Here is a 21,676-nt window from a genome sequence, read left to right on the forward strand (position 1 = left end):
CCCTCGGTGGTACCCGCTCCGTACGCACTCCGATCACAGGCGCCACAGCGTTCGGGCGGCGGTGTCACAGTGGGTGCATGACCACGCGCACAGCCACGACCTGGGCCGACTTCGAGACCGCGGCCAGACTGCAGGTCGACTTCAACACCGAGTACGCCTACCCCGCCCCGCCCGTCGACGAGCTCGCCCGGCACTTCAGCCGGCTCGTCGAGAGTGGGGACACGACGGTGATGCTGATGGGCGACCCCGCGGTCGGCCACGGCATCACCCGCTTCCGCCTGCAGACCACGGCCGACGAGCTCGAGGCCTACCTCGCCGAGCTCTACATCGTGCCCGACCGCCGCGGGCACGGCCTCGGCACCATCCTGCTGCAGGCGATCATCGACGAGGCGAAGGCCCGCGGCGCGACGTACATGGACCTGGGGACGAGCGAGGACGACGTCTCGGCCCGTGCGCTGTACGAGAAGTTCGGCTTCGACAATCACGAGGGGCGCGGCTCCGGGCCGCGGGCGCTCTACTACGAGAAGGAGCTGTAGAGCCGCCCCGGACACCCACTCAGCGGTACTCCACGTCCTGGTGGATGCGGCCGTTGGTGGTGGCCAGGCGCTCGCCCGAGCCGCCCCAGCGGCCGGCGATGATCTCGGCGGCGATGGAGATGGCGGTCTCCTCCGGCGTACGGGCGCCGAGGTCGAGGCCGATGGGGCTGCTCAGCCGGGCGATCTCCTCGTCGGTGAGACCGGCGTCGACCAGGCGGGCGAGACGGTCGTCGTGGGTGCGGCGGGAGCCCATCGCGCCGACGTAGGCGATGTCGGGGAGACGGAGGGCGACCTCGAGGAGAGGTACGTCGAACTTCGGGTCGTGGGTGAGGACGGCGATCACGGTGCGCTGGTCGATGCGGCCGGCCTCGACCTCCTGGGTCAGGAAGCGATGGGGCCAGTCGACGACGACCTCGTCGGCCGAGGGGAAGCGCGAGTTGGTCGCGAAGACCGGGCGGGCGTCGCAGACGGTGACGTGATAGCCGAGGAACGCACCGACGCGAGCGACAGCCGCGGCGAAGTCGATCGCCCCGAAGACGAGCATCCGGGGCTTGGGCGCGAAGGACCAGACGAAGACCCGCATGCCTTCGCCGCGGCGCTCGCCGTCGATCCCGTAGGACAGTGTCTGGTTGGTGCCGTGCGCGAGCAGACCGAGCGCGTCGTCGTGGACGGCGTCGTCCATCCGGGCGCTGCCCAGCGATCCCTTGACCCCTTCGGGTCGGATGAGGACGCGGCGGCCGAGGATCTCGGGGTCGGGGTGCTCGATGACGGTCGCCAGGGCGACGGGGCTGCCGCTGCGTACGTCCTCGGCGAGCTCGCCGAGCTCCGGGAACGTCTCCTGGGACACCTTCTCGACAAAGACGTCGAGGATGCCGCCGCAGGTCAGCCCGACCGCGAAGGCGTCGTCGTCGGAGACGCCGTAGCGGTTGAGCTCCGGGACGCCGGTCTCGGCGACCTCGCGGGCGACCTCGTAGACGGCGCCTTCGACACAGCCGCCGGAGACCGAGCCGACCGCGCTCTCGTCGGGGCCGACGAGCATCGAGGCGCCCGGCGGCCGCGGAGCTGACTGGAACGTCGCCACCACGGTGGCCACCGCCACGGTCTCGCCGGATTCCCACCACTTCATCAGATCGTCGAGTACGTCACGCACGCGCGATCACCTCCACCAGATCCTCGTACGTCGCCAGGGAATGTCCGGCGACGAAGTCGTCCACGTGCGGCAGCACCGCGACGATGCCTCGCTGCAGTGGTTCATATCCAACCTTGCCACGGTGTGGGTTGGCCCACACCACGCGGTGGGCGAGGCGATGCAGCCTCGCCGCCTGCTCCTCCAGGAGCGCGGTGTCGCCGCGCTCCCAGCCGTCGCTCGCGATGACCACCACCGCGCCTCTGGCCAGACCCTGATGTCGCCGCAGGAACGCCTGCAGGTTGTCACCGAGCCGGGTCCCGCCCGACCAGTCGGGCACCGTCTCGCCGGCCGCGACGAGCGCACGGTCGGGGTCACGGTGGCGCAGCGCGCGGGTGACGTTGGTGAGCCTGGTCCCCATCGTGAACACCGCGCCACTCCCGGTCGTCGAGCTCACCCGATGGGCGACCCGCAGCAGCACGTCGGCGTAGGAGCTCATCGACCCGGACACGTCGATCAGCCACACGACCCGCCGCGGCCGCTCGCCACGCCTGCGGTAGTGGATCCCGGCCGGCTCGCCGAGGTGCCGCAGGCTGGCCCGCAGGGTGCGGTGGGCGTCGACGCGCCCTCGTCGCCAGGGGTCCTGCCGCGGCGTCCTCCGTCGTGGCGCCCGGGGCCTCAGCCGGGCGATGAGCGCTGCTACTCGCTCCTGCTCGGCCGGGTTCAGGTCGGCGACGTCGCGATGACGCAGGGTCTCGATCTCGCTGGCGCGTGCCCTGATGAGGTCGTCGGTCTCCTCGCCCTCTCCCTCGCCCTCCTGCGGCTCGGTCTCGGGGAGGGTGGAGGTGACCGAGACCGTACGCGGTGGCCCCTGCGGTCCCGGCAGCGTCGCGGTCGATCCGAACCAGGCCTCGAAGACCTGGTCGTAGCGGCGCAGGTCATCGGGTCCGGCGCACAGCGTGGCCCGTCCGGCGGTGTAGGTGGCGGTCGGGTCGCCGGCGTCGAGGATCGCGGTCGCGTGCAGGAAGCCGTGGGTGCGGTCCTGGGTCACTTGCACCCCGGCCGCTCTGAGCGCTCGGGTGAAGCCGAGCAGGATCTCGGGAGCCTCGTGTGCTGTCATGCCAGCAGCCGGTCCAGTGCCGCCCGGACGCGGTCGGCGTCCTCGCGGTGCTTGACGAGTGCGCCGAGGGTCGCGGCGGCGCTCTCCAGGTCCATCTCGGCGACTCCGAGGTGGTGCAGGGCTCGGGCCCAGTCAAGGGTCTCGGCGACGCCTGGGGGCTTGAGCAGGGCGTTCGCGCCCTCGGCGCCGCGCAGCTGCTGGACGACGGTGACCACCTGGCGGGCGAGCTCGTCGGCGACCTCGGGGGCCCGGCTGCGTACGATCTCGACCTCGCGGGCCAGGCCCGGGTGGTCGATCCAGTGGTAGAGGCAGCGGCGCTTGAGGGCGTCGTGGAGCTCGCGGGTGCGGTTGGAGGTGAGCACGACGACGGGCGGGACCGTTGCCGCGACGGTCCCGAACTCCGGGATCGTCACCTGGTAGGTGGACAGCACCTCGAGCAGGAACGCCTCGAACTCGTCGTCGGCCCGGTCGACCTCGTCGACGAGCAGTACGGACGGTGCCTGGCGCAGCGCGGCCAGCACCGGGCGGGCGAGCAGGAACCGCTCGTCGTAGAGGGACTTCTCGGCCTCCTCCACCTCCCCCGCGCCTCCGGCGGCCTCCAGGGCACGCAGGTGCAGGATCTGGCGGGCGAAGTCCCAGTCGTAGAGCGCCTGGGTGGCGTCGATCCCCTCGTAGCACTGCAGCCTCACCAGAGGCAGGTCGAGCGCCTCGGCGACGGCCTCCGCGAGTGCGGTCTTCCCGGTCCCGGGCTCACCCTCGAGCAGCAGCGGCCGCTGCATCCGGAGCGCGAGGAACGTCACCGTCGCCAGCTCCGGGTCGGCCAGGTATCCGGTCGCCGCCAGGCGGTCAGCGATCTCCTGGGGCGTCAGGTCCATGACCTGAGCCTAGAACGCGAAGCGTTGGCTCAGGGTTGGACAACCTCCTATGAGGGGACGAACGAATTTTCGTTCAGCGCCGATCGATGTCGTTCCCGCCCGCCAGGTCGCCGCACTCCACCAGACGTACGTCGTGGGTCTTCAGGTAGCCCCGGGCGCCCTGGTCCCCGACGGCTGCCTCGATGACCCCTGCCCAGTGGTCGCGCCCGATCAGCACCGGGTGACCCGGAACCCCGGCGTACGCCGCCCGCGCCAGACCCGCGGTCGAGCCGGTTGTCGAGGCTGTCGAGAGCACCCGAGAGACCACATCAGGCCCCACGTCCGGCAGGTCCACGAGATGAACCACGGCCGCCTCGACATCCGGCCCGAGCGCACCCAGGCCGACCCGCAGCGACGCTCCCATCCCCTCGTCCCAGTCCTCGGCGACGACGACCCGCTGATCGGCCGGGAGCAACGCCCGCGCCTCGTCGGCGGCGGCGCCGAGCACGACGAGTACGTCGTCACAGCCGCCCTCCCGCAGCACCTCGATCGACCGCACCAGCCAGTCGTCGACCAGCGCCTTGGGCATGCCCATCCGCCGACCGGCGCCGGCAGCAAGCAGTACGCCCGCGATCATCCGCCGAGCGTCACTTGAACGCGGCGGTGTAGAGCTTCTGCAGCTTCGCGCTCTTGACGTCGCTGTAGCCACAGCCGATGACCTTGGCATCACCCTTGGCCGCGACCAGGTAGTTCTTGCCCTTCTCGAACTCCGGCATCGGGATCGTGCTCGGCGCGGGCAGCGTGATCCGGACGGTGTCGGTGCCACCGACGCCGTCCGCGTACATCCACGTCTTCACCCGCAGCACGGCCTCGCTCTCGGTCACGCTCTCCGCGGTGCCCTCGAAGGCGAGCGCGGCGTTCTGGGAGAGCCACTTCGAGGTCGGCGGGATGCATCGGGCGGCGTCCGCGACGACGGTCAGCTCGGTCGCCCCGGCGCCTCCGGCAGGAGCGGATGACGAGGGGACCGGCGCGGTCTCGGTGACCGTCGCGGTCGGCGACGGAGGTGCGGCGTCGGGGTCCTCAGCGGTGTCATCGGAGCTGAGCAGGCCGAAGGAAGCGACGATGGCGACGAGCACGACCGCGGCGGCGATCACGGCTGCGACCCATCGCCACGGTGACCGCGGCGGCTGCATCCCGGTCTTCTGTCCGAGGTCGACGCTCATGCCAACATCATGCCCCATCACTGGGTGCCAGTCGTGGACCCGTCGGACACACTCGGGTCGACACACGCAGGCGGGGCCCTGGCTTCGAAGAGCCCTGACCCCGCCCGCCGCTGCAGAACTTCACCCGGATATTCCCTTGGGCTTCAAAGCCCCCCAGATCCAGACGCTTCCCCGCAGTCGGCCACTGTGTGGAGCACCAATGTTGCGTTACCGAGCTGTTGTCGAGACAGTGTCGAAAGTCCCCAAAAGGATGGGACCGCTGGGCCCCTCCTGATCGCCTGGTCAGGTCATGCCAGATGACGATCGAGGAACCCGATGACCCGCCGGATCGAGAGGTCCCACTGCGGCCCGAAGGCGTGCTGCTCCCCGGGGTAGACCCACAGCCGCTGGCGCACACCTGCGGTCTCCATCAGGTCCCGGGTCGTGTAGGCCCACCGGATCGGGCAGGACTCGTCATTGGTCCCGTGATGCATCTGGACCGGGACCTCGATGCGGTCGAAGTACGTCCGCGCCGACAGCCCCTCCCAGAACTCCGGCTCCGTCTCGGGATCGCCGTACTGCCGATAGAGCCGGGCCACCTCGTCGGGCCGCGACGGCACCGCCCACCGGTTGATGTTGTCGACGATGTCGGAGGAGACCGACGCGTACGTCACCCCGGCCCGCACCACCCCCGGCTGGGCGACCAGCGCGTTCATCACCACTCCCCCGCCCATGGAGCGGCCGAGCAGCGCGGTGCGGTCGGGGTCGACGTACGGAAGTCGCTTCATCGCCTGGACGGCGTTGATGGTGTCCCGGGTGTAGCCGAGCCGGCTCTCGTCCTCCTCGGTTCCTTCCGGGATGGGGGACGATCCGGCGTGGCCGCGGTAGTCGGTGTGCAGGACGACGTAGCCCTCCCGCGCCAGCCGGTCCTGCTCCCGCATCAGCCCTTGGCCGGTGACGTAGATGTCGGTGTCGATGTGGCCGTGCGCGAAGACGACTCCGGGGAACGGCCCGGCGCCCCGTGGCCGGAAGAGCACCCCGGTGATCGTCAGCGGACCGCTCGGGTAGCTGACCTCGAAGCGCCGGTAGGCATCCGTGCTCCCCGACTCCCGCAGCATCTTCACTTCCCCGCCCGGGAAGTCCTCTCGCATCAGCTGCGGGAGCGAGACCTTGTCGGTCACTGGCGGCAGCGTCTCCGACGGGCTCGGTGACGGCGTCGCAGTCGCCGACGAGGCCGTCGGGCTCGCTGCCCGAGACGAGGGCGCGGCGGTCGGCTCACCACCACACCCGGCGAGAAGCACGGCCGAGATCGCCAGCGCCGCCATCGCCTTCGGCCTCATGCCGTCGAGAGTAGCCCGGTGATCCTGGGGCAGCGTGCGGTTCCTTCGTCAAGGTATGCAGCCGAAGGATCGCTTCCCCTGCGGAGGTCCGCCGGGGAAGCGGTCGTTTCCCTGCATACCTTGACGAAGGAACGTTCACCACCAAAACGCAAGAGGGCCCCTCCCGAAGGAGGGGCCCTCTTGTGGCGCTAGCGGGACGGACTCAGAAGCCCATGCCGCCCATGTCACCCATGCCACCGGTCGGGTCGCCACCAGCGGCGGCCTTCTCCGGCTTGTCGGCCACGACGGCCTCGGTGGTGAGGAACAGCGCGGCGATCGACGCGGCGTTCTGCAGCGCCGAGCGGGTCACCTTGGCCGGGTCGATGATGCCCGCGGCCAGCAGGTCGACGTACTCGCCCGTGGCGGCGTTGAGGCCGTGGCCCTGCGGGAGGCCGGCGACCTTCTCCGCCACGACGCCGCCCTCGAGGCCGGCGTTGATGGCGATCTGCTTCAGCGGCGCCGAGATGGCGGCCTTGACGATCGAGGCACCGGTGGCCTCGTCGCCGTCGAGCTCGAGCTTCTCGAAGGCAGCGGCAGCGGCCTGGATCAGCGCGACACCACCACCGGCGAGGATGCCCTCCTCGACAGCAGCCTTGGCGTTGCGGACGGCGTCCTCGATGCGGTGCTTGCGCTCCTTGAGCTCGACCTCGGTGGCCGCGCCGACCTTGATGACGGCCACGCCGCCGGCCAGCTTGGCGAGGCGCTCCTGGAGCTTCTCGCGGTCGTAGTCGGAGTCCGACTTCTCGATCTCGGCGCGGATCTGGTTGACCCGGCCCTCGATCTGACCCTGGTCGCCCGAACCCTCGACGATGGTGGTCTCGTCCTTGGTGATGACGACCTTGCGGGCCTGGCCGAGCAGCTCGATGCCGGCGGTCTCCAGGGAGAGGCCGACCTCCTCGGAGATGACCTGACCACCGGTGAGGATCGCGATGTCCTGCAGCATGGCCTTGCGGCGGTCACCGAAGCCCGGAGCCTTGACGGCGACGGACTTGAAGGTGCCCTTGATCTTGTTGACGACCAGCGTCGAGAGAGCCTCGCCGTCGACGTCCTCGGCCAGGATGACCAGCGGCTTGCCGGTCTGCATGACCTTCTCCAGGACCGGGATCAGGTCCTTGACGCTGGAGATCTTCGAGTTGACGATCAGGATGTACGGGTCGTCGAGGACGGTCTCCATACGCTCCGGGTCGGTCACGAAGTAGGCCGAGATGTAGCCCTTGTCGAAGCGCATACCCTCGGTCAGCTCGAGGTCGAGCCCGAAGGTGTTCGACTCCTCGACGGTGATGACGCCTTCCTTGCCGACCTTGTCCATCGCCTCGGCGATGATCTCGCCGACGGTGGTGTCAGCAGCGGAGATCGAGGCGGTAGCAGCGATCTGCTCCTTGGTCTCGATGTCCTTGGCCTGCGCGAGCAGCTGCTCGGAGACGGCGTCGACGGCCGCCTCGATGCCGCGCTTCAGGCCGGCCGGGTTGGCACCCGCGGCGACGTTGCGCAGGCCCTCGCGGACCAGCGCCTGGGCGAGAACGGTCGCGGTCGTCGTGCCGTCACCGGCGACGTCGTCGGTCTTCTTCGCGACCTCCTTGACCAGCTCGGCACCGATCTTCTCGTAGGGGTCCTCGAGCTCGATCTCCTTGGCGATGGAAACACCATCGTTGGTGATCGTGGGGGCACCCCACTTCTTCTCGAGCACGACATTGCGGCCCTTGGGACCGAGGGTGACCTTGACGGCGTCGGCGAGGGTGTTGAGACCCTTCTCCAGACCCCGACGGGCCTCCTCGTTGAAAGCGATGAGCTTCGGCATTGCTCCTGCGATCCTTCACTTGGGAAGTTCGTTGGATCCGGTCCGATGGGTTGCCCGCGACGGACGACGCCACTCCCGGCAGAACCCTTCCCTGCCGCTCGCGACGCCTCAACGTCACCGGTCCGGTTGTTGTCACTCTCATGGTAAGAGTGCCAGCCTCATGTTTAGCACTCGACCCCTGCGAGTGCAAGCGCCGACGGGTGCCGGTCATGCCGCTCTCAACGCCTCCGTCGGCGAGAGCCGCGCGGCTCTCGCGGCGGGGTAGACGCCCGCCAGAACGCCGATGAGGAGCGCCGCGGCCAGGCCGTAGCCGACCGACTCCGGTGGCATCGCGAAGGTGATCGCCTTCCACCGGGCGTACCCGAAGGTGACCACGGCGCCGGCCAGCACCCCCAGTACCCCGCCGGCCAGGGAGAGCAGCACCGCCTCGACCAGGAACTGCGTACGGATGTGGCGTCCGGTGGCACCCAGTGCCCGGCGCAGGCCTATCTCGCGGCGCCGTTCGAGCACCGACATCACCATCACGTTGGCCGTGCCGACCGCGCCGACCAGCAATGCGACCGCGCCCAGGCCCAGGAAGAGCGAGGTGAAGGCGTCCTCGGCCGCCGCCTTGGCGGCGATCACGTCGGAGGGCCGCGAGACGTCGACGTTCTCGGGCGCCTCGGGATTGACCTGGGCCGCGAGTACGCCGCTGACCGCGTCCACCGCGTCCGGAGCCGTACGCACATAGAGCAGCGAGGGGTCCAGCTCGTCGTCGAGATAGACCTCCGCGGCGTCGTAGCCGACGAGGGCCGCCCGGTCCAGGTCCGGGGAGAGCGGCAGCGGCTCCATGATGCCGACGACCTGCCAGGCCCGTCCGTCCATCCAGACCGAGACCCCGCTCCCGACCGAGGTGATCCCGAGCCGTTCCGCGGCCACCGATCCCAGCACGACGACCGGGAAGTCGTCGACCGCTGCGTCGATGAACCGGCCCTCGGCCATCTCTCCCGCGAGGGTGGCGAGGGTGTCGGGGGTAGCGGCCTTCGCCGAGAGTCCGTTCGTGCGGTAGGGGTCGGCCAGCGAGCTGCGCAACGGAACCGCCGACAGGTCGGTGACCTGGGCGACGTCCTCGACGGGCTCGATGTTGCGCGCCTGGGTGGCTGCGCTCTGGGGCATCGCGGTGTCACCGCCCATCCCGAACCCCTCCCCGGCCTTGGCCTCCAGCAGGTTGGTCCCCAGCGAGTCCAGCTGCTCGAGCAGGTCGGCCTGGGACGAGCGGGAGATACCGAGCACGGCCACGACGGTCGCCACGCCGATCGCGATGCCGAAGGCTGACAGCAGGCTGCGCAGCTTGCGCGCCCGCAGCGCCCTTCCTCCGGCGCGGGCCTGGTCGGCGATCGAGACCCGGGACGGCTCGACCCGCGTACGCAGGCGGCTCATGCGGCCACCACCTGGGAGTCGTGCGTGATCTGGCCGTCACGGATCTCGACCTGGCGGGCCATCCGGGCGGCGACCTCGTGCTCGTGGGTGATCACCACGATCGTGGTGCCGTCGCGGTGAAGCTCGTCGAAGAGGTTGAGCACCTCCTCGCCGGAGTGGCTGTCCAGGTTGCCGGTGGGCTCGTCGGCGAAGACGATGGCCGGCCGGTTGAGCAGCGCCCGCGCGACCGCGACCCGCTGTCGCTCGCCACCGGAGAGGATCCGCGGGTCGTGGTCGAGCCGATGGCCGAGGCCCACTCGCTCCAGCACCTCGCGGGCCCGGCGCATGCGCTCGGGGCGGCGTACGCCGCTGTAGAGGAGACCCTGGGCGACGTTCTCGGTCGCGGAGAGCCCGTCGATGAGGTGGAAGCTCTGGAAGACGAACCCGACACGGTGCGAGCGGAGCCCGGCCAGCTCGGCTTCGGAGAGCTCGGTGGTGTCGTACCCGTCGATCACCACCGCTCCGCTGGTGGGGCGTTCCAGGGTGCCGACGATGTGCAGCAGGGTCGACTTCCCCGACCCGGAGGGGCCGACGATGGCGACCTGCTCCCCCGCGCTGACCTGCAGGTTCACACCATGGAGGACCTCCAGGTCCCCGTAGCTCTTGCGGACGTCGCGCATCTCCAGGACGCTCGTGCGCTCACTCATCGGGCACCGCCACGGTGTCGCCCTCGGCCAGCCCTGCGGTGATCTCGACGTAGCCGTCGGCGTAGAGCCCGACCTCGACGCCGGTGAGCGTCTCGGTGTCTCCGGTGACCTTCTGGACTCCGAACCCGCCCTCGGCCAGAGCAACGAGGGCCGTGACCGGCACCGCCAGGGCGTCCTTCTTCGTCTCGCTGGTCAGGTCGACCGACACAGTGGCCAGGCTCATCCCCTCGGCGAGCTTCGGATCATCGAGGGTGAGGGTGATCGGGATGACCGACGTCGTCTCGCCCTCGTTGCCCGTCGACTGCTCTAGGGCGCCGACCGAGGTGATCTTCGCCTTCGCCTCCTTGCCGCTGGGCAGGGTCACGGTCGCCGCGGCGCCGACCTTGGCGAGCGCCTCGGAGTCGGGGTCGAGACCGACCGCGACGACCTGATCGGTGCTGGCGGCCTGGTAGAGCCCCGCGCCACCGCCCGGCCCGACCTGCTGGCCGAGCGTCGCCTTGTGCGCCCCGATCCGGATCTTTCCCGGGGTGATCACGAAGTCGGCCGGGTCGGCCGTACCGGTCTCCTCCAGGCCGTGGTCGGACTGGAAGTCGTAGAGCGCCGACTGGGTCGACTCCGTGAAGTCCTTGTCGACGGTGCCCGGGTCGTAGCCCATCTCCTTCAGGTTGCGCTCCAGGAGGCGTACGTCCTTGGCGTCCTCGGAGCCCAGGTCGAGGGGCCGCCACATCGGGGTGGCCCCGGTGAGCAGGATGACCGGCACGTCGTCGACGCGGTACGCCACATCGCCCTGTTCCAGGACGCTGCCCTCCTCCGGCAGCTCGGTGAGCGTGCCCTGGGCGGTGCTGACGACGTCGAAGGAGTCGTCGTACTCCAGCGTGCCGCTGACCTGCTCGGTGTCGGCGAGGGTACGCCGCTCCACGGTCGCCGTGCTCGAGGCCGGCGCCTCCTCCGCCGCCCCCTCGGCAGGGGCGAGGAGGCGGGTGTAGCCCGCGAAGCCGGCGACCCCGAGCCCGGTGACCACCAGCAGCGCGGTGGCGCCGACCAGCACCGTGCGGCCCCGGCCGCGGCGACGCGGCGGACGGGACGCGGCCGGCCTCGGTTCCGGCGCCGTCCCCGCGGCGTTGGTCTCGGTGTCGACGTCCTTCTGGGTGGCGCTCACTGGGAACCGCCCTTCCGCATCTCGTCCATGCCGGACTCCTCGGCACACTTCTTCTCCGCGGCCTGCACCTTCGGGTCCTCGGGGTCGATGCCCTCGGGCATCCGCATCATCACGCCGCCGCCGCTGAAGTCCGGGTCGGGCACGTTCACGCCGTTCTCCCGCATGCACGCGGCGAACTCGAGCACCCGGTCCTGCATCTCCTGGACCTCCTCGGGATCACGCGGACCTCCGATGCCGCCCTCGGGGCGCTTGTCCTCGCACGCCTTCATCGCCTTGTCGCGGACCTCGGGGTCGGGCATCGCACCCTTGCCGCCCTGCCCCTGGATCCGCACGCCGCCGTCCTCGGTGAACTCCGGGTCGGGCATGTCCACGCCGTTCTCCCGCATGCAGGCCGCGAAGTCGAGCCACTGCTGCTCGACGTCCTCGGCGTTCGCCGAGGGGCTCGCCGAGCTGCCGGCGTCCTTGTCGCTGAGGGTGGCCACGCCACCGTCGTCGGCGCCGCCGCCGCCGCACGCAGCCAGCGTGATCGCCAACAACGCGGCACCGATCGCCACGGTCATCCGTCGCATCTCGTCCTCCTGGTCGTCTCATCCGTCCTTCGGATGAGACGACGCTAGGAGTCCGCTTTGTGAGTCTTCGCTGGGCAACCTGAGAGGTCCGTGAAGAGACTCAGAGAGCTCAGCGACGGCCGGAGAACCGGATGCCGACCTCGCTCCCGCCGCCCTCGCGAGCGCGGAAGAACGGCGTGCCGCCGTGGCGCGCGGCGACCTCCGCGACGATCGCCAGCCCCAGGCCCGAACCGGGCAGCTCGCGGTCGGTCTCGGCGCGCCAGAAGCGCTCGAAGGCGTGCGTCGCCTCGGCGTCCGAGAGGCCCGGGCCGCGGTCGGCGGCGTACACCTCCTCGTCGCGAACCACGACGGAGACCGGCCCGTCGGAGAACTTCAGCGCGTTGTCGAGCAGGTTGACCACCGCCCGCTCGAGGGCCGCCGGATCGCCGGTGATCCGGTGCGGCTCGAGGTCGAGATCGAAACGGCGCGCCGGGTCGCGGCGCTGGGCGCGCTCGACGGCTCGCAGCACGACCTCGTCGACCTGGACCGGGCCCGTCGCCGCATCGTCGCCGTTGTCGCCGTTGCCCCGGGCCATGTGGCTCAGCTCGGTGACCAGGTCGGCGAGCTCCTCGACCTGGCCCAGCACGGCCTGCGCCACCCGGCGCCGCTGTTCGGGCGGCAGCGGGCGGCCGCTGTCGTCGAGCCGCATCAGCCACTCGACGTTGGTACGCAGGCTCGTCACCGGGGTCCGCAGCTCGTGTCCGGCATCGACGACCAGCTGCTGCTGACGCCGCCGGGATCCGGCCAGCCGGGTCATCATGGCGCGGAAGGCGGTGCTCAGCCTGGCCACCTCGTCGCGGGAGCCCTCGGCGCTGTCGACGTCGAGCGGTACGTCGAGGTCGTCGGTGGCGGCGACGTACTCGGCGGCCGTGGTCAGCCGCTCGATCGGGCCCACCAGATAGCGGGCCAGCAGCATGCCGGCGAACGCCGCGAACAGCACCCCGAGCAGGCTGGCCAGGCCGAGCAGCCCGGCCAGGCTCCGCAGGGTCGCGTCGACCTCCTCCAGCGAGCGCACCGACTGGGCCGCGAGCCCCGGCTCCACCGCCTTGGTCAGCACCCTGACCCGGGTGCCCTGGTCGGTGGTCGTGTCGCGGACGACCTCGCCGCGACCGGACTCGGCGACCACCAGCTCCTCGGCGTCGGGCTCGACCAGCCGTTCCTTCTTCCCCAGCAGGCAGATCGATCCGTCACCCCTGAGCAGCTGCACCTGCGGCACCGGTGCGTCCTCCGCCTCCAGCTCCGGCGGCAGCGCCGGCGGGTCCTCGCACATCCGCTCGGTCAGGCCCTCGCTGAGCGCGGTGATCCGGGTTCCGTTCGCGTCGATCGAGCCCCGGATGAGCAGCCGGTCGCCGAGCGAGCTGTCGATCTGTCGCAGCAGGGTCGCTCGGGTGGCGGTCCACGCGAACACGCTGGCCAGCACGATCGCCAGCGCCACCACCACCGCCGACAGCAGCGCGATCCGAGCCCGGATCGGCCACTGCCTCACGACGGCTCCTTCAGGACGTACCCGACACCGCGGACGTTGTGGATCAGGCGGGGCCCGCCGCCGGCCTCGGTCTTGCGGCGCAGGCAGCCGACGAAGACATCGAGCGTGTTGGAGCCGGAGTCGAAGTCCAGCCCCCAGACCTCGCGAAGGATGGTGTCGCGGGAGAGCACGCGGCGCGGGTTCTGGAGGAAGAGCTCGAGCAGGTCGTACTCGGTGCGGGTCAAGTCCACGCGGCGCTCGTCCACGGTGACCTCGCGCAGGGCAGGTTCGGCGACGATCCCGGCGAAGCGGAGCAGCCTGTCCCCGGCGCCGCCTCGACGGCGAAGCAGCGCGCGCATCCTGGCCAGCAGCTCCTCGAGGGCGAACGGCTTGACCAGGTAGTCGTCGGCCCCGGCATCGAGTCCGGTCACCCGCTCCTCGGTGCCGTCGCGGGCGGTGAGCAGGAGGATCGGTACGTCGAGGTGCCGCGAGCGCACCCGCCGACACACCTCCAGGCCGTCGATGTGGGGCAGCCCGATGTCGAGGATCACCAGGTCGGGTACGTCCTCGGAGAGCCGCCCGAGCGCTTCGCCCCCGTCCGCGGCGGTGGTCACGGCGTACCCCTCGAAGGCGAGGCCGCCCTTCAGGCTCGCGCGCACGTCCGGCTCGTCGTCGACGAGCAGCACCCGGACAGGTTCGGCTGAGGTCGTGGTCACGCGATTCAGGATCCCTCGGGATCCTGAGAGGACATGAAAGCCCCAGCTCGGCAGAGCCTGGTCGGGGCCGGGTCAGAGAGGCTTCGCCAGCTCGGCGAACTCGAGGTCGTCACGCAGCGGGCGGCCGAAGCGCTCGTCGCCGTAGGGGAACGGCTCGAAGCGTCCCGTACGCCCGAACCCGCGCCGCTCGTAGAACGCGATCAGGTCCTCGCGCTGGCGGATCACGGTCATCCGGATCTCCTCCGCACCCCACTCGCGCGCGATCCGCTCGGCCTCGGCCATGACGACCTTGCCGACGCCAGCTCCCTGCAGCTGCGGCGAGACGGAGAACATGCCGAAATAGACGTACGCCTCTCGCTTCTGCAGCTGGCAGCAGGCGACCATCTCGCCGGCGCGCTCGGCGACCAGGAGCCGGGAGCCCGCAGCGGTGATCACCTCACGTACGCCGTCGGGGTCGGTGCGCTGGCCAGCGAGCAGGTCCGCCTCGGTGGTCCAGCCGGCACGGGAGGCGTCGCCGCGGTAGGCCGACTCGATCAGCCCGACCAGGGCTTCGACGTCTACGAGGTTGGCGTCACGGAAGGTCAGCTCGGGCACGAGCCCCAAAATACGACAGAGCGACAATCAGGCGGGCAGGTCGGGCAGCGCCGCCCGCCGCAGCCAGGCATCGAAGAGCGCGGTGAGGTCGCGGCCGCAGACCTCGGCCGCGAGGGCCTCGAAGTCGGCGGTGGTGACCGATCCCCCGCTGTGCCGGGCCACCCAGGTGCGCAGGATCGTGAAGAAGGCCTCGTCGCCGACGGTGCGTCGCAGCGCGTGCAGGGTGAGCGCTCCGCGCTTGTAGACGCGGTCGTCGAACATGTCGGCGGGGCCGGGGTCCGCGAGGACCAGGTCCTGCGCCAGGGCGGACAGCCGGCGGTGGTGGTGGCGCGCGTGCTCGCCGCACGACCGGCCGCCGGAGGCGTCGGACCACAGCCACTCGCTGTAGCAGGCGAAGCCCTCGTGCAGCCAGATGTCGCGCCACTCGCGCAACGTCACCGCGTTGCCGAACCACTGGTGGGCGAGCTCGTGGGCCACGAGGCGTACCTCCGACCACTCGCCGGTGAGGTGGTTGCGCCCGAAGGTCGACAGCGACTGCGACTCGAGCGGGATCTCGAGCTCGTCGTCGGTGACCACGACGGAGTAGGAGGCGAACGGGTAGGGCCCGAAGACCGAGGTGAAGTAGGCCATCATCTCCCGCTGGCGCCCGAAGGAGGCCTCGAACCCGGCGGTGGCGTCGACCGGGTACGCGGCCCGGATCGGCACCCGACCGCCCGGCCCTTCGGCCGGCGCGATGTCGACGACCCGGTAGCGCCCGATCTGCACCGTGGCCAGATAGGTCGCCATCGGCTCGGCCTGCCAGTAGCGCCAGGTCTCCCCGCTGCCGCGGCGTACGCGGGAGGTCAGCTCGCCGTTGGAGACGACCGCATAGCCCGGCGCGGTGGTCACGCTGATCGCGTAGCGGGCCTTGTCGGAGGGGCGGTCGTTGCATGGGAACCAGGTCGGCGCACCATGCGGCTGACCTGCGACGATGACACCGTCGTCGAGCTCCTCCCAGCCGGCGTCGCCGTGGTGCGAGAGCACCACCGGACGAGGCTTGCCGGAGTATCTGACCGTGACCACGAACTCCTCGCCGGCAGCGATCCGCGAGCGGAGGTTCAGTACCAGGCGGTGGTCGTGGTGGGACCACTTGGCCGGCGGGCGGCCGTCGATCGCGACCTTCTGCACCCGCAGGTGGGAGAGGTCGAGGACGACGCGGCTGAGGTCGTCGACGGCGACGGCACGGATCGTCGCCGTGCCCGCGAGCCGGTTGCCGACCAGATCGTAGGTGAGCTCGAGGTCGTAGTGGGTCGCGCTCCACGACAGGTCCCCGTGACCTGAGAGGTAGGGGTCTGCTGTGGGGAGCTTCGGCACGGCGGTCATGTTAGAGGCATCCGTTCAGCCGGCCTGGTCCCAGGGACCGATCGGGTTGCCGATCCACAGGGTCTTGTCCGGGAGGCTCTCCCCGCGCATGACCAGCGAGACCGGGCCGACGACCGCATGCCGGCCGATGGCGGCGGCGGGCAGGATCACCGAGTTGGGGCCGAGCGTGGCGCCGCGCCGGAGGACGACCTCGTCGAGGGCCAGGACGCGGTCGTGGAAGAGGTGGGTCTGCACGACGGTGCCGGCGTTGACCGTGGCGCCGTCGCCGACCTCGACGAGGTCGGTCTCGGGGAGCCAGTGGGTCTCGATCCACACGCCGCGGCCGATCTTCGCGCCGAGCGCCCGAAACCAGAGGTTGAGCACCGGGGTCCCGGACACGGCGCCGGTGAACCAGGGCGCGGCGAGCACCTCGACGAAGGTGTCGGCCAGCTCGTTGGCCCACACAACCAGCTCCACAGCGGGTGCGACCCTGCCCGGATGCGGCCCACGAGCAGCCACTTCGCCGCCACCGTGATGCCGGCGGCGACCGCTCCGGCGGCGGCGAGCACCGGCCCGGTGACCAGGATCGCGACGAGGAGGTCGGTCGCCTCCCAGATCCTGACGAGCACATAGGCCACCCCGGCGTAGAGCAGCACCGCGAGCGTCTGCGGCACCAGCCGGGCCAGCTCGACCAGCGCCCGTGCGATCTTGAGCCCGGCCGGCGGGTCATAGGTACGTCCCGAGTCGGCCTCGCCGGCCGCCCGGCGCAGCGGCGCCGGCGGCGAGCCGAGCCAGCTCTCACCCTTCTGCGCGCGCTTGCGGCGCGGGGCCGCGCTGAGCACGGCGACCAGGGACGCCTTCGGCACCTTGCGGCCGGGTGCGGCCATGCCGGAGTTGCCGACGAAGGCCCGCTTGCCGATCTTCACCCGCTCCACCCGCAGCCAGCCGCCGCCGAGCTCGTAGCCGCCGATCAGGGTGTCGTCGGCCAGGAAGCTCTGGTCGTTGACCTGCGTCAGCCCGGGGATCATCAGCACCGTCGAGGCCTCGACGTGCTTGCCGATCTTCGCGCCCAGCGCCCGCAGCCACAGGGGCGTCAGCGTCGAGGAGTAGAGCGGGAAGAGCCAGGTGCGGGCCTCATCGAGCACCTGCATCGTCGACCAGACCGCGACACCGGCCAGGCTGCGTACGGGATGTACGCCGGGGGCGATCGCCAGACCGGCGAGCCGCACCACCGCCCAGATCAGCGCGGCCAGGGTGGCGAAGCCGGCCGCGACCGCGACCGGGCTCCAGGCCAGCAGCGCCCCGATGTCGGTGTAGGAGGTGGGCACGCCGGCGAGGGCGACGCCGACGAGCACCCCGACGCCGATGGCGACCGCGGGAAGCAGAGCGAGGACGCCGGCCGCGATCCCGTAGAGGAGCATCCAGACCTGGGCGCGAGCCTGGGGCGGCTGCCACGGCCCGCGGGCCTCACACGCGGCACGAGCCGCCGGCGAACCCGACCAGAACTCGCCCGCCGGCACCACGCCGAAGACCGCCGAACCCGGTCCGACCTCGGCGTCGTCGCCGACCCGGGCGCCGGGCAGCAGCGTCGACCGGGCGCCGACCCGAGCCCGTTCGCCCACCTCGACCTCACCGAGATGGAGCACGTCGCCCTCGATCCAGTGACCGGAGAGGTCGACCTCCTGCTCGATCGAGCAGCCCTTGCCGAGGGTGAGCATGCCGGTGACCGGCGGGAGGCTGTGCAGGTCGACGTTCTTGCCCATCCGCACGCCGAGCAGCCGGGCATACCAGAGCATCCAGGGTGCCCCGGCGAGACCGTGGGCGCCGAGCTCGTCGACGGCGTGCGTCGCCAGCCAGAGCCGGAGATGGACCTTGCCGCCGCGGGGGTGCTCCCCTGGACGTACGCCGTGCAGGATGAGCCGCGCCGCGCCCGCGGCGAGCAGCATCCGGCCGGGCGGGGTCAGGAAGGCGAGGACGGCCGGTGCGAGGACCCACCAGCTGAGTGCGGGCAGCCAGGGCGCCCACGGCTGGGCGAGCGTCGTCCCGAGCGCGATCCAGGTCAGCCAACGCGGTGCCGCGAGGCAGCGCAGCAGGATGGTGGCGACCACCTGAGCGACCTGGGTCTTGAGGCGTACGGCCGGCACCTCGTGCTCGGAGAGCGCGGCAGAGCTGCCCATCTCGTCGATGTAGGTGGCGAGCGCCCCGAGCTTCGGCTGGTCGTAGATGTCGCCGAGCGCGACCTCGGGGAAGCGTTCGCGGATCAGGCTGACCATCTGGGCCGCGGTCAGGCTTCCACCGCCGAGGTCGAAGAAGTCCGCCCCCGGCCCGGAGACCTCGGCGCCCAGGACATCGTTCCACAGCCCGGCCAGCCAGGCCTCGGTGTCGCTGAGCCCCTCGCCCGAACCCGCGGCGGAGGCGAGCGGCCAGGGCAGTGCGTCGCGGTCGACCTTCCCGCTCGTACGCGTCGGGAGGCTGTCGACCACGGCCAGCCGCGGCACCAGGGCCGCGGGCATGTCGGCCCTGAGCCGGGCGACGGACGTTGACTGGTCGAAGGTGTCGTCGACGGTGACGTAGCCGACCAGCAGGCTGTTGCCCGCGGCGCTCCTCCGCACGGCTGCCGCGGCCCCGACGACCCCGTCCAGCTGCAGCAGGGCACTGTCGATCTCGCCGAGCTCGATGCGCCGGCCGCCGAGCTTGATCTGGTCGTCGGCGCGCCCGCCGAAGAGCAGCCCGGCGGGGTCGTTGACGACCAGGTCACCGGACCGGTAGGCGCGCTCCCAGCCGAGGGTGGGCATCGGGGCGTACTTCTCGGCGTCCTTGGCCGCGTCGAGATAGCGCGCCAGGCCGACGCCGCCGATGATCAGCTCGCCGGTCTCGCCCTCGGGGACCGGGAGGCCGGTGGCAGGGTCGACGACGGCGAGGTCCCAGCCGTCGAGCGGCAGGCCGATGCGTACCGGTCCCTCCGCGGTCAGCCGGGCACCGCAGGCCACGACCGTCGCCTCGGTCGGGCCGTAGGTGTTCCACACCTCTCGGTCGGCCGTGACCAGTCGGGCCGCGAGCTCGGGCGGGATCGCCTCGCCGCCGGTGATCAGCAGCCGGACCCGGTCGAGCGAGGACGACGGCCACAGCGCGACCAGCGTGGGCACCGTCGAGACGATGGTGATCTGGTTGGCGACCAGCCACGGACCGACGTCGACACCGGAGCGCACCAGCGCCCGTGGAGCCGGGACCAGACAGGCGCCGTAGCGCCACGCCAGCCAGATCTCCTCACAGCTCGCGTCGAAGGCCACCGAGAGGCCCGCCATCACCCGGTCGCCGACCCCGATCGGGGCGTCCTGGAGGAAGAGGCGCGACTCGGCGTCGACGAACGCCGCCGCGTTGCGATGGGTCACCGCGACGCCCTTCGGCGTCCCGGTCGAGCCGGAGGTGAAGATCACCCAGGCGTCGTCGTCGGTCGACGGCTCCTCCGGCTCACGCGCCTCGCCGGTCCCGACCGTGGTGACCCGCAGGTCGTTGGTCACGACCGCGGCGACCTGCGCCTCACCGAAGACCAGCCGGGCCCGCTCCTCGGGGTCGTCGGCGTCGACCGGCACATAGGCGGCACCCACGCAGAGGATCCCGAGGATCGCGACGTATAGGTCGGTGGTGCCGCTCGCGATCCGCAGCCCGACCTTGTCCCCCGGCCCGATCCCGGCGGCGTTGAGCTCGGCGGCCAGCCCGTCGGCGGCCTCCTCGAGCTCGGCGTACGTCAGCAGCCCGTTGCCCGCGTCGACGGCCGGCTCGTCGGGCACCTGGGCCGCGGTGGCCCGGAAGATGTCGACGAGGGTCCGGGGCTCGGGTGCGAGGTCGCCTCGCAGCAGGGGGTCGGTCACACGCGGAGCCTTCCGGGGTCAGTTGAACGGATGGCGTCCATCATCGTTCTTTCTCGGTGTCGATTCGGGCTTGTCCCACCCGTGATCCCGATGACGTGATCACCGCCGCGTACGTCCTGGGAGTTTTTGAACCTCATTCCCTGGACGAGAACACGTTCTAGTTGCCACACTCAGGGATGTGACCCCGATCACTCTCCCTGACATCCTCGAGGCGATGGCCGACGCCATCCCCGACCGCACCGCCGTGTTCACGATGGAACACGCCTACAGCTTCGCCGAGGTCGACGAGCGCGCGACCAGGCTGGCCAACCACCTCCTCGGGCAGGGCATCCAACCCGGCGACCACGTCGCCGTCCACTCCCGCAACCGGATCGAATGGGTCGACGCCTTCTACGGGTGCATGAAGGCGCGGGCGGTGCCGATCAACATCAACCACAAGTACCTCCACGACGAGCTCGACCACCTCTACCGCAACTCCGACGCGGTCGCGGCGATCATCGGACCGGAGCACGTCGAGGCGGTCGCCGCGCTCGGCCTGGGCATCCCGACGCTGGTCCTGGGCGAGGAGTACGACGCCGCGGTCGCCGCCGCATCCAAGGAGCGCCCCGACATCGAGCGCAGCGCCGACGACCGCTACGTCATCTACACGGGCGGCACGACCGGGATGCCGAAGGGCGTCGTGTGGCGCCAGGAGGACATCATCCGCGCCGCGATGAACGCGAGCCGGTTCGGAGCTCCCTTCGACACCGTCGAGCAGCTCGCCCAGGAGGCCGCGGCACAGGAGTCGCCGATGGTGCTGCTGGCCTGCGGCCCGATGATGCACGGCGGCAGCCAGTGGATCATGGGCAACGGCCATGTCGCCGGCTGCACGGTCTCGCTCTACACCGAGCCGACCTGGTCGCCCGAGACGATCCTCGACCTGGTCCAGGCCGCCGGGGTCAACTCGCTCACCTTCCTGGGCGACGCGATGGGCCGCCCGGTCGCCGAGGCGATCCTGCGCGAGCCGGAGCGCTGGGACCTGAGCAGCCTCTTCGCAGTCTCCAACGGCGCCGCCCCGCTCTCCGCGGGGGTCCGCACCCAGCTCCGGGAGGCACTGCCGGGCCGCTACATCCTCGACTCCTACGGCGCCTCGGAGTCCGGGGCGGCCGGCATGCAGGTCGACGACGGCGACCAAGGCGTCCAGGCCGCGCCGAAGTTCCAGGTCGGGATGGACGTACAGGTCTTCGACACCGACATGAGGCCGTGCGCGCCGGGTGAGACCGGGATGCTCGCGCGCACCGGGTCGATCCCGCTGGGCTACTACAACGACCCGGTGAAGACCGCGGCGACGTTCAAGGAGGTCGACGGGCAGCGCTGGTCGATCCCGGGCGACTTCGCGCGGCGCGAGGAGGACGGCTCGATCACCGTCCTCGGCCGCGGGTCGGGCTGCATCAACACCGGTGGCGAGAAGGTCTTCCCCGAGGAGGTCGAGTCGGTCCTGCTGCGTCATGGCGACGTCTTCGACACCGCGGTCGTCGGCACCCCCCACGAGCGCTGGGGCCAGCAGGTCACCGCTCTCGTGCAGCTCCGCGACGGCGCCGCGACCTCGACCGATGCCCTTCGCGAGCACTGTCGCAGCCTCATCTCCGCCTACAAGGTGCCCAAGGACATCCTGCTCGTGGAGCGAGTCCCCCGCACGCCCGTGAGCAAGGTGGACTATCGTGCCAGCGCTACGGTCGCTGCGGAGCTGCTCGAGGCGCGTACGTGACGGCCGGCTGATCGGACGTACGGTTCGGTGCCGTACGGCCCTACCCCTGGCTCT

General features: G+C 71.1%; 20 protein-coding genes. 3 read left to right on the forward strand and 17 right to left on the reverse strand.

Annotated features, from left to right (window positions below; all coding sequences use genetic code 11):
- Positions 1 to 77 precede the first annotated feature (77 nt).
- Complete coding sequence (locus ABTX24_RS20955; protein WP_350842298.1) at positions 78 to 536, forward strand: GNAT family N-acetyltransferase; 459 nt, start codon at positions 78 to 80, stop codon at positions 534 to 536.
- A gap of 19 nt (positions 537 to 555) precedes the next feature.
- On the opposite strand, the gene ABTX24_RS20960 is transcribed toward ABTX24_RS20955, so the two are convergent.
- From ABTX24_RS20960 to ABTX24_RS20985, 6 genes are all read right to left on the reverse strand, one after another.
- Positions 556 to 1,686: an XdhC family protein gene (locus ABTX24_RS20960; RefSeq protein WP_350842300.1), complete on the reverse strand. Its 1,131-nt coding sequence runs from the start codon at positions 1,684 to 1,686 to the stop codon at positions 556 to 558.
- Complete coding sequence (locus ABTX24_RS20965; protein ID WP_350842302.1) at positions 1,679 to 2,782, reverse strand: vWA domain-containing protein; 1,104 nt, start codon at positions 2,780 to 2,782, stop codon at positions 1,679 to 1,681. The genes ABTX24_RS20960 and ABTX24_RS20965 overlap by 8 nt, the downstream gene beginning before the upstream one ends.
- Complete coding sequence (locus ABTX24_RS20970) at positions 2,779 to 3,657, reverse strand: AAA family ATPase (protein ID WP_160026884.1); 879 nt, start codon at positions 3,655 to 3,657, stop codon at positions 2,779 to 2,781. The genes ABTX24_RS20965 and ABTX24_RS20970 overlap by 4 nt, the downstream gene beginning before the upstream one ends.
- Before the next feature lie 73 nt (positions 3,658 to 3,730).
- Positions 3,731 to 4,273: a nucleotidyltransferase family protein gene (locus ABTX24_RS20975; RefSeq protein ID WP_350842304.1), complete on the reverse strand. Its 543-nt coding sequence runs from the start codon at positions 4,271 to 4,273 to the stop codon at positions 3,731 to 3,733.
- Positions 4,274 to 4,283: 10 nt separating this feature from the next.
- Complete coding sequence (locus tag ABTX24_RS20980) at positions 4,284 to 4,859, reverse strand: hypothetical protein (protein ID WP_350842306.1); 576 nt, start codon at positions 4,857 to 4,859, stop codon at positions 4,284 to 4,286.
- A 287-nt stretch (positions 4,860 to 5,146) separates the two neighbouring features.
- A complete protein-coding gene (locus ABTX24_RS20985) occupies positions 5,147 to 6,019 on the reverse strand; it encodes an alpha/beta hydrolase family protein (RefSeq protein ID WP_350842308.1) in 873 nt (290 codons plus the stop codon).
- Here ABTX24_RS20985 and ABTX24_RS20990 point away from each other — a divergent pair.
- A complete protein-coding gene (locus ABTX24_RS20990; protein ID WP_350842310.1) occupies positions 6,009 to 6,200 on the forward strand; it encodes a hypothetical protein in 192 nt (63 codons plus the stop codon). The two genes, ABTX24_RS20985 and ABTX24_RS20990, sit on opposite strands and share 11 nt — an antisense overlap.
- A 180-nt stretch (positions 6,201 to 6,380) precedes the next feature.
- Here ABTX24_RS20990 and groL read toward each other — a convergent pair whose 3' ends face one another.
- From groL to ABTX24_RS21045, 11 genes are all read right to left on the reverse strand, one after another.
- Positions 6,381 to 8,015: a chaperonin GroEL gene (gene groL, locus ABTX24_RS20995; protein ID WP_160026878.1), complete on the reverse strand. Its 1,635-nt coding sequence runs from the start codon at positions 8,013 to 8,015 to the stop codon at positions 6,381 to 6,383.
- A 207-nt stretch (positions 8,016 to 8,222) separates the two neighbouring features.
- Positions 8,223 to 9,434, reverse strand: coding sequence for an ABC transporter permease (locus tag ABTX24_RS21000; RefSeq protein ID WP_350842312.1), 1,212 nt, complete (start codon positions 9,432 to 9,434; stop codon positions 8,223 to 8,225).
- On the reverse strand, positions 9,431 to 10,120 hold the full coding sequence (locus ABTX24_RS21005; protein ID WP_350842314.1) for an ABC transporter ATP-binding protein: 690 nt from the start codon (positions 10,118 to 10,120) through the stop codon (positions 9,431 to 9,433). Before ABTX24_RS21005 ends, ABTX24_RS21000 begins: the two co-directional genes overlap by 4 nt.
- The gene (locus ABTX24_RS21010) at positions 10,113 to 11,279 is read right to left on the reverse strand and encodes an efflux RND transporter periplasmic adaptor subunit (RefSeq protein ID WP_350842316.1); all 1,167 of its coding nucleotides are present in this window, start codon (positions 11,277 to 11,279) and stop codon (positions 10,113 to 10,115) included. Before ABTX24_RS21010 ends, ABTX24_RS21005 begins: the two co-directional genes overlap by 8 nt.
- Entirely contained in the window at positions 11,276 to 11,848 is a 573-nt protein-coding gene (locus ABTX24_RS21015) for a hypothetical protein (RefSeq protein ID WP_350842318.1), read from the reverse strand. Before ABTX24_RS21015 ends, ABTX24_RS21010 begins: the two co-directional genes overlap by 4 nt.
- 109 nt (positions 11,849 to 11,957) lie before the next feature.
- Positions 11,958 to 13,373 carry a sensor histidine kinase gene (locus ABTX24_RS21020; protein ID WP_350842320.1) on the reverse strand — a complete coding sequence of 472 codons (1,416 nt, stop codon included), beginning with the start codon at positions 13,371 to 13,373 and terminating at the stop codon, positions 11,958 to 11,960.
- A complete protein-coding gene (locus tag ABTX24_RS21025) occupies positions 13,370 to 14,068 on the reverse strand; it encodes a response regulator transcription factor (RefSeq protein ID WP_350842321.1) in 699 nt (232 codons plus the stop codon). The genes ABTX24_RS21020 and ABTX24_RS21025 overlap by 4 nt, the downstream gene beginning before the upstream one ends.
- Before the next feature lie 72 nt (positions 14,069 to 14,140).
- Positions 14,141 to 14,662, reverse strand: coding sequence for a GNAT family N-acetyltransferase (locus ABTX24_RS21030; protein WP_350842323.1), 522 nt, complete (start codon positions 14,660 to 14,662; stop codon positions 14,141 to 14,143).
- A 27-nt stretch (positions 14,663 to 14,689) separates the two neighbouring features.
- Positions 14,690 to 16,024: a M1 family metallopeptidase gene (locus ABTX24_RS21035; protein WP_350842325.1), complete on the reverse strand. Its 1,335-nt coding sequence runs from the start codon at positions 16,022 to 16,024 to the stop codon at positions 14,690 to 14,692.
- Between the two features lie 15 nt (positions 16,025 to 16,039).
- The gene (locus ABTX24_RS21040) at positions 16,040 to 16,174 is read right to left on the reverse strand and encodes a hypothetical protein (RefSeq protein WP_350842327.1); all 135 of its coding nucleotides are present in this window, start codon (positions 16,172 to 16,174) and stop codon (positions 16,040 to 16,042) included.
- Positions 16,171 to 19,875 (reverse strand): Pls/PosA family non-ribosomal peptide synthetase, encoded by a 3,705-nt coding sequence (locus tag ABTX24_RS21045; RefSeq protein ID WP_350842329.1) that lies wholly within the window; start codon positions 19,873 to 19,875, stop codon positions 16,171 to 16,173. The genes ABTX24_RS21040 and ABTX24_RS21045 overlap by 4 nt, the downstream gene beginning before the upstream one ends.
- A gap of 178 nt (positions 19,876 to 20,053) precedes the next feature.
- Between ABTX24_RS21045 and ABTX24_RS21050 the strand changes: the two genes are divergently transcribed.
- Positions 20,054 to 21,622 (forward strand): AMP-binding protein, encoded by a 1,569-nt coding sequence (locus ABTX24_RS21050; protein ID WP_350842331.1) that lies wholly within the window; start codon positions 20,054 to 20,056, stop codon positions 21,620 to 21,622.
- The last annotated feature ends 54 nt before the right edge of the window (positions 21,623 to 21,676 follow it).

Source organism: Nocardioides sp. NPDC127514, from assembly GCF_040302125.1.
In the GTDB taxonomy this organism is placed as follows: domain Bacteria; phylum Actinomycetota; class Actinomycetes; order Propionibacteriales; family Nocardioidaceae; genus Nocardioides.